Genomic DNA, 2,006 nt, shown 5'->3' with positions numbered 1-2,006 from the left:
CGCGCACCGACCCCACCCAAGCTACCCAAATCCGCCTGGATCAACGAACCACCCCAAGAAAACGAGGAGACAGAACACGAAACAGAACAAGCAGCCTGAACTGTCTCAACACCATTGACAGGTTCCGTGGCCCATGACGGCCTGACCGCGGTCGCCGGCGTCCAGCAGGGCACCTTCACCAGGCCGATGCCCGACGGCAAGGGCGGTTTCATCCAGCCGACCGGCAAGAAGTACGCCATCAACATCGCCACCATCGGCCTGTGGAACAAGCGCGGCACGATGGACGAGGAGTTCCTGTTCTGGGACAACCAGACCTTCTCCCAGCAAATCGGCCTCGCTTGACCTCCGCGCAAGCTGCTGTTCACCCCCCGAGGACGCTTCGGTCGGTCACAACGCGCGCCCCAAGCGCCTCGAGAGGGCCAGCGGTCCGGTTGTGCGCAGGTCTGGTGGCCTGTGGGTTGATCTCGTCGGCCCCGCACGCCGCGCGGAGCGTGCGCGGCGTCGATCCCGGTGGCGGTGACCGGATCCCCCCCTCCCCCCCGCCGCTGGGCTCGGCATCTCCCACAGTGACCGTCCTGATCGTGCCGGTGCAGCGACGGAAGACGTGGCCGGCATGTCTGGCCACATCGGACCAATACGGCATCGGAGGACGGACGTTTCCGAAAACCCGGAATCATGTGCAACGGAGCATGCATTGGCCTGTGGGCAACACTCTGTCTTGTCTACAATGGACCGTGCGCGACCTCAAGAACGACATCTCATCCCAGGCTGCGCCCGCCAGGCGGGCCGTGTTGCGCGGTCTCGCCCTGAGTGGACTGTCCGTCGCCGTCGCCGCCTGTGGGTCCACCGCCGGTCAGTCGGCGACCGCCGCGGGCACTACGGCGCCCACGTCCACGTTACCGGAGCTGCCGAAGACTCCAGACGGAGCGTTGCAGCGGCTCATGGCCGGCAACGAGCGACTTCTCACCAACAAGGCGCTGCACACGCAGACCCTCGAGGGCATCCGCCAGCACGCTACCGGTCAGTCTCCGTACGCCCAGGTGTTCGGCTGCGCGGACTCGCGGGTACCGGTCGAGGCGGTGTTCGACGAGGACTTCGGCGACGTGTTCGTCACCCGCACGGCCGGAAACGTGCTGTCGGACCCCACCGTCGGCACGATCGAGTACGGCGTCGTGGCGCTGAACACGCCGCTGATCATGGTGCTCGGCCACCAGAACTGCGGCGCGGTCAAGGCGGCCGTGGACGCCATGAAGGACCCGGGCAAGACGCCGCCCGGCGCGCTGGGTGCGCTGGTGTCCGCACTCGTGCCCGCCGCGCGCGAGGTCAAGGACCGCGGTGATGACATCTACGCGGCCGCGCTCGAGGCGCACATCCGCAAGACCGTCGCGACCCTGGAGGCCAACCCGGTCGTCAAGGAGTCGGTCGCCGCCGGGAAGCTGCGCGTCGTCGGCGCTGCCTACGACCTCGCCACCGCCAAAGTCACGCTGTATCAATAAAGTCCACCCGCACCGGGGTCTGATGCGGTGAGGCGCCCGGCCGGGTCATCCCAGCCGGGCGTTTCGCATCGTCCAGTTCGACCTGTGCCGCTCGAAAAGTCATCGCTGCCGCTCCTGGGACGTCTTTCTCGAACACGGCATCAGGCGCCTGCCACCAAGCCCGCGACCAACCACCACCCGAGGGTCAACAGCACCCTATCCCGCCGCACGACCTCGACACCCGCAGACTGCTGCACACCCGGATCGCGGCGGACTCGTCAATGAGTACAGCCATGCCGCTTGACCTTCAGCGATGGCTTTTCGAGCGGCACAGGGCGTCCAGTCGGTGACAGGCTTGCTCGTGACCGGTACTGTAAGTACACAATGGACGGACAAAGTACCCAGGAGTTGCTGTGCTGGATATCGGTCTCTGGACGTGGGCGATCACCATCGGCCTCATTCTCGTGCTGCTCGCCGTGGACCTGGCGCTGGGCTGGATCCGGCCGCACCGGGTCGGGTTCGCCGAGGCGA

Annotated in this window: 2 protein-coding genes; both read left to right on the top strand. The window is 66.6% G+C overall.

The genetic code is table 11. The features are described 5' to 3' along the window. Positions 1–126 precede the first annotated feature (126 nt). On the top strand, positions 127–342 hold the full coding sequence (locus FM051_RS49830; RefSeq protein WP_202919539.1) for a hypothetical protein: 216 nt from the start codon (positions 127–129) through the stop codon (positions 340–342). Positions 343–701: 359 nt separating this feature from the next. Then, positions 702–1,496, top strand: a complete 795-nt coding sequence (locus FM051_RS49825) for a carbonic anhydrase (RefSeq protein WP_158854953.1) — start codon at positions 702–704, stop codon at positions 1,494–1,496. Positions 1,497–2,006 lie beyond the last annotated feature (510 nt).

Source organism: Saccharothrix deserti (assembly GCF_009769385.1).
Lineage (GTDB): Bacteria > Actinomycetota > Actinomycetes > Mycobacteriales > Pseudonocardiaceae > Actinosynnema > Actinosynnema deserti.
The sequence above is the reverse complement of the archived record's forward strand: the minus strand, read 5'-3'. Positions and strand labels throughout refer to the sequence as shown.